This is a genomic window from Fulvivirga kasyanovii (genome assembly GCF_009711405.1).
Lineage (GTDB): Bacteria > Bacteroidota > Bacteroidia > Cytophagales > Cyclobacteriaceae > Fulvivirga > Fulvivirga kasyanovii.
On sequence record NZ_SMLW01000642.1, the window covers coordinates 1 to 5,449 of the forward strand.

At 40.6% G+C, this 5,449-nt stretch carries 5 protein-coding genes; 2 read left to right on the forward strand and 3 right to left on the reverse strand.

What is annotated here, in order from left to right:
* The first annotated feature begins 130 nt into the window (after positions 1 to 130).
* The gene (locus E1163_RS31570) at positions 131 to 1,204 is read left to right on the forward strand and encodes an ATP-binding protein (RefSeq protein WP_155174754.1); all 1,074 of its coding nucleotides are present in this window, start codon (positions 131 to 133) and stop codon (positions 1,202 to 1,204) included.
* A gap of 9 nt (positions 1,205 to 1,213) precedes the next feature.
* On the opposite strand, the gene E1163_RS22650 is transcribed toward E1163_RS31570, so the two are convergent.
* The 3 genes from E1163_RS22650 to E1163_RS22660 form a co-directional block, all read right to left on the reverse strand.
* Positions 1,214 to 2,314: an AI-2E family transporter gene (locus tag E1163_RS22650; protein WP_155174755.1), complete on the reverse strand. Its 1,101-nt coding sequence runs from the start codon at positions 2,312 to 2,314 to the stop codon at positions 1,214 to 1,216.
* A gap of 243 nt (positions 2,315 to 2,557) precedes the next feature.
* Positions 2,558 to 2,698 carry a pinensin family lanthipeptide gene (locus tag E1163_RS22655; protein WP_155174756.1) on the reverse strand — a complete coding sequence of 47 codons (141 nt, stop codon included), beginning with the start codon at positions 2,696 to 2,698 and terminating at the stop codon, positions 2,558 to 2,560.
* Between the two features lie 81 nt (positions 2,699 to 2,779).
* Positions 2,780 to 2,950: a pinensin family lanthipeptide gene (locus E1163_RS22660; RefSeq protein WP_155174757.1), complete on the reverse strand. Its 171-nt coding sequence runs from the start codon at positions 2,948 to 2,950 to the stop codon at positions 2,780 to 2,782.
* Positions 2,951 to 3,648: 698 nt separating this feature from the next.
* Between E1163_RS22660 and E1163_RS22665 the strand changes: the two genes are divergently transcribed.
* Complete coding sequence (locus E1163_RS22665; RefSeq protein WP_155174758.1) at positions 3,649 to 4,842, forward strand: CaiB/BaiF CoA transferase family protein; 1,194 nt, start codon at positions 3,649 to 3,651, stop codon at positions 4,840 to 4,842.
* Positions 4,843 to 5,449: the final 607 nt, after the last annotated feature.

Here is a 5,449-nt window from a genome sequence, read left to right on the forward strand (position 1 = left end):
ATACAGAAGTGATTGAAAGACAAAAGGTTGCTTTTTGTTTAGGGCATTCTCTAAAACTTACATAGATATTTATGATATAGTAATTGATAACAATTCCTGTTGATTGTGGGAACAGTGAAAACCATAACCTGTGAGTAGTTGGCGGTTAAATAAGATCTTTTTTGAGCATACCTCTGATACTATAGCCATAGTGAATAACAGAGGGAAGATACTCTATGTGAATCCGTCATTTGAGCAAGTTTCAGGATATAGGAAGGACGAGATCGAAGGTAAGTCAATTGATGCGCTTCGCTCTGATAAAGCTTTTACTGATGCCTACTGGGAGAATATCAAAGGTCTGAATGGAAGCAGAAATTCATTCAGGAAAGTGTTTGTTAACAAAAAGAAAAATGGCAATTACTTCTACCTCGACACCAAGGTTATACTCTACCTGTCAACAGCAGCGGGAAATAGAAACTATATTTCTATAGGTAGGGATATAACTAACATACTTGAGCAAACTCAGCGCATAGGCCTGTTGGAGGTAGAACTGAAGAAGTCAAACCAAACCCTCGACACACTGCTGTATAAGTCTTCTCATGACCTGAGATCGCCGATCACCACCATTCAGGGGCTACTTAACCTGGCCAGAACTGACCTGAAGGATGATAAACTACTAAGTTATCTCGATATGATGGTGCAAAGCACTTCCCGGCTGGACTCTCTGCTGATGGACCTTCGTAAGCTATCATCTATACACACCAACCGTTTTTCAGTGGAAGAGATAAACTTTGAAGAGCTCATTGGAGGTATTCTGGAAGATCTGTCCCGCTTTATCCCTGTTGATGACATTAATGTGGTAATCCATGTAAAAGTTTTCAGGAAGCACTGCTACAGTAAGTATCTGCTCAGTCGTATCCTGCGTAACCTGATAGACAATGCGTGCCGCTATCGCTATGAGAGAAATGAGGAAAAGCATACGGTAGTAATACGTATTGAAGAAGTAGAGGGCAAGTTGCAGTTTTATATTGAGGACAACGGCAGGGGAATTAAAGAAGATGCCCAGGAGAGGCTCTTCGAAATGTTTTATAAAGCCGAAGCTGTTTCGAATAGAAATGGTCTGGGACTGCACATTGCAAGGGCGGCGGTTGAAAAGCTGCGAGGACAAATAGAGCTGTCCAGCAAGTATAATAAAGGCACAAAAGTAAAGGTTACTCTGCCTTAACCGAACGGATCACTCCACATCAGGCTCTGCTTGTACAGGAGCCGCAGGAGGTGACGGTTTTTCTTCACGGCTTCCCATAAGCCTCACCAGTAATTGAGCATCGGGCAGTTGTGATAAGATTACCTTAGTCAGTACCAATAGAGGTACGGACAGGATCATTCCCGTAATTCCCCACAAATACCCCCAGAAGACCAGCCCGAGTATGACAACGATGGTGTTTAACGACAGGCTGGAACCGGTGACTTTGGGCTCAACCACATTGCCCATGACTATTTGCACGGCCATTAAAAGTACTACAAGTATACCAACTGCGCCCATAGATGAAAACTGGATAAGACCAAACAATAAAGGAGGGATAGTAGCAATTATAGAGCCTACGGTTGGGATAAAGTTTAGCAGAAAAGCCAGAAACCCCCAAAAGAAAGCAAATTTGATCCCAAAAGCCCAGCAAATGATAAAATAGCCTAACCCTGTGAGAAAGCTGACGAAAAACTTGACCTTCATATAAGTTACTATGGATGATTTTACCTGCTCAAAGCCCGAGAGCATACTTTGATCATTGTCGGTAGAACCCTCCTGCAGGTAATGGATGTATTGCTCATATTTGAGAATACCTCCAAGGAAACCGATAAGGTAAAGTGCGGTCATGAAAAATGTGCCGGTGAAATCGCCCAGTATGCCGGCAAATTGTCCTGATGATTTGATTAGCCAGTCGTAACTCATTATGCCTGAAATGACACCAACCAGATCCCCGGACTGAATGTCGACACCTGGCAGGCTATTGATCCAGACCAGTACCTCATCAAGCTTGATATGCACCTGATGAAGCAGGTAAGCCTTCTGCTTTATAATGTTGACCCCGGTGCGGTAAAACAACATGCCCAGGAGCCATAATATACCAAGGCTGCTCACCGAGACTACAGTAAGGCTAAGCGCAAATGGCCATCTTTTACTTTCAAACCATGATAAAACAGGTTGTAGAAGTATGGCTATAAAAAGTGCCAGGGCCAATGGAATGAGTAAAGAGGATAACACTGAAAGAAGATAAACTAATAAAAACGCCAGCAATACGGATAAAATGTTCTTGATCTTCTTAATGTCTTTCTCCATGAGGTCAATTTTACATTTGAAGCAAGAAAGATAGCATTTAATTGAGAAAATTTGAATAAATAGGAAGTTATATGAGTTGTGATGCTGGTCTGTAAATGCTGCTATGAGTACTTGTGAATAACAACAAAGAAGGCTGGAAGGGGATTAGTGATTAACCCTGCTTGATCCGTGGTTTGTAGCAGATAATAAAAAAGTATTGCCATGCAGCACAATGGCCGCATGGCAATTTTTAGAAGATTATACTTAAGCTTCGCACTCAGGACCTACCAAAGTAGGCTCAAGGCAGGTTCCGCCTCTTAGCACGTTTTGGTTTTTAACTGATGTTACGAAACTCTTCACTTGTAACGCTTTCAAAGTTGCCTTTTTCTTTTTGCTGTTTTTCATTGGTTTTAGCATTTAATTTGGTTTTCCCTACTCTATTTACAATGTAAGGCTTTTCGGGTTATCGCCTTTTTTGATCAAAAATTATGGAGTCCAGCACCAGTTTACTGATTCAACGCATGTCTTGGGCTGAGTTTTGAAGTAGGGGCAGTCTACATTAAAAGTAGGGGCTGCACCACCGCGTACCTCTTTCATAGAGGTTACGAAGCTCTTCACTTTCAAGTCATTAATTTTAAACTTTTTCTTATCTCTCATAATCGTTGAGGTTTGTGTGTTGCTAAATTAGGCGATCTAAAAAGTTATGAACTATGAGATTGACCGGGAAAATTACGCATATGACTTTAAAGGTCAATTTCAATTGTAATTGTTAGATAAATTGATTGGGTAGGATGATTTCTTGATATATTTTAGTTTTAAGATGTTTGAACATGTTTTTTTGTCATGTAAGTTTTGGTTGAAATATTAAACTTATTGAGCTTTTATGAATTAATACATGCAGTTTGGCTGCTAAGGAATAACTGATTTTATTCTGACAATTAGTTGATTGCTATTGTCAATGCAGGTGTATGTATCCATTGTTCACTCTTATAAATTATGTGACATTTTTTTATGTATTACATATTTCAATTTTGAAACACTGGGTATAAAATGCGCGAATAATTTTGGGTCAAGCTAAAAATCTCTGGAGCAAACGGATCGGGAAATAAAACAATTCAATGTGAAGTTTGCCATTGAAAATCAGTAAATCGCACTCTATTGACGTTTTATGTCAGTTGTAAACTGCTATTAACAACTGTCTGGCAAGCGCAGAGGTGAAAAGTTAATGTTTCCCAGAAATTCCGCATGATCTTGATTTTGATAAACTTTGCAGTACCGGTGATGATGAAGTAATTATAGACTGAAAGTGGCGAAGTTAAATTTTTGAATAGTTTTGAATTTTAAACATGGCTTTTATGCAGGGTAGAGAATTGTTTTCCGGGATCAGGGTTATTGAATTGGCGTCAGTATTGGCCGGCCCGAGTGTAGGGCAGTTTTTCGCAGAACTGGGAGCGGAAGTGATAAAGATAGAAAACCCTGGGAACCATGGAGATGTTACACGCACATGGAAGCTCAGAGATGAGGTGGGAGGGGATATTTCAGCTTACTTTGCCAGCATTAACTGGGGCAAAAAATCTATGGCGTTGGATATATCCGGTAAACAAGGCCTGGAGATCTTGCACAAATTATTGCCCAAAACAGACATAGTGATAGCGAGCTATAAGCCGGGAGATGCAGAAAAGCTTGGTGTTGATTATCAATCGCTGAAAAAAATAAAAAAAGACCTGCTCTATGGTAAAATTACTGGCTACGGCGAAGGCAATCCTAAAGTGGGCTATGATGCTATCATCCAGGCAGAGGCAGGTTTTATGTCTATGAATGGTGAGCAGGGAGGGAGACCAGTAAAAATGCCCGTGGCACTGATGGATATTCTTGCCGGCCATCATCTCAAAGAAGCCCTACTTTTGGCATACATTCATAAGCTAAAAACCAGGGAGGGTAGTGAGGTTTCGGTTTCACTAATAGAGGCGGCTGTAGCTTCTCTGGCAAACCAGGGTACGAATTGGTTAATGGCTGGCAAAGTCCCGTCTAGGCAGGGGTCTTCACATCCTAATATTGCTCCTTATGGAGATATTTTTTCGTCAAAAGACCAGCGAGAAATCATACTTGCAGTGGGTACAGACAGGCAGTTTTCTTTTTTGTGTAAATGTTTGAACTTAAATGATTTACCTCTAAGTGAGGCTTATAAGAATAACAGCGCAAGAGTCAGGAACAGGCAGGCGCTGTATGAGCTTTTGCAGTCTGCAATATCTCAACGAGAATCGGGTAACCTGTTGGAGCAATTGAACAAATTGAAAGTGCCGGTAGGTGTGGTGCAGAGTGTGAAGGAAGCCGTGCAGATGGAGGAAGTAAGATCATTGTCTCTTGAGCAGAGCGGAGCACGAGGTATTGCAACCTTTGCAGCACATTTTTCCGGAGAAAAAGAAAAAAATCCCCACCTTTCCCCACCGCCTCATTTTGGGGCTCACACCCATGAGATCCTAACTTCTGAACTGTGTATGACAGATGATGAGATTCAAAGATTGAAGAATTTGTCAATAGTAGCATGACGGTATGTGTGGTGTAAGCTGGATTTTTGGGGAAATAATAGCATTCTTGATTCTGTATCGACAGGCGTTTGTTAATAAAAATCAGCAAAAGCTGTGAGAATACCGGAACAAGCGTAAAACCTGTGGAGTAAATAGATTGGAAAGTAAAGCAAGTAATGTGAAACTTGCCACTGAAAATCAGTAAACCGTGCTTATTGTTATATTATACGAGTTTGTCGATTGCTTTTGCCGATTGCTATTAACAACTGTCTGTCAGCAAAGAGGTAAAAATTTAGGCTCTCCCCAGAAATTCCGCTTGACCAGAATACCCAGCCTATTACAGCAATAGGCGTAGGTAACCATTTCTGCTTCATGTTACATGCACTATTTTTTCGTCTCCGTTTATTTCACAGATTTTTTAATTTCATCCATTAGCGCTCCTACGAAGTAAGAATCCTGGCGTTGAGTGGTATTTTCTCCCACTTTTGGGAAGTATTGGAAAAATTCCCCCACTTTCTCCCACCATTTTGTAATAGTTCTATACGCTAATGTTGAAGAAATTTATGCACGCATTGAGATATGTTCAAATGTTCTATTTTTCTTAAAATCAGGGATTTATGTGGTTTTT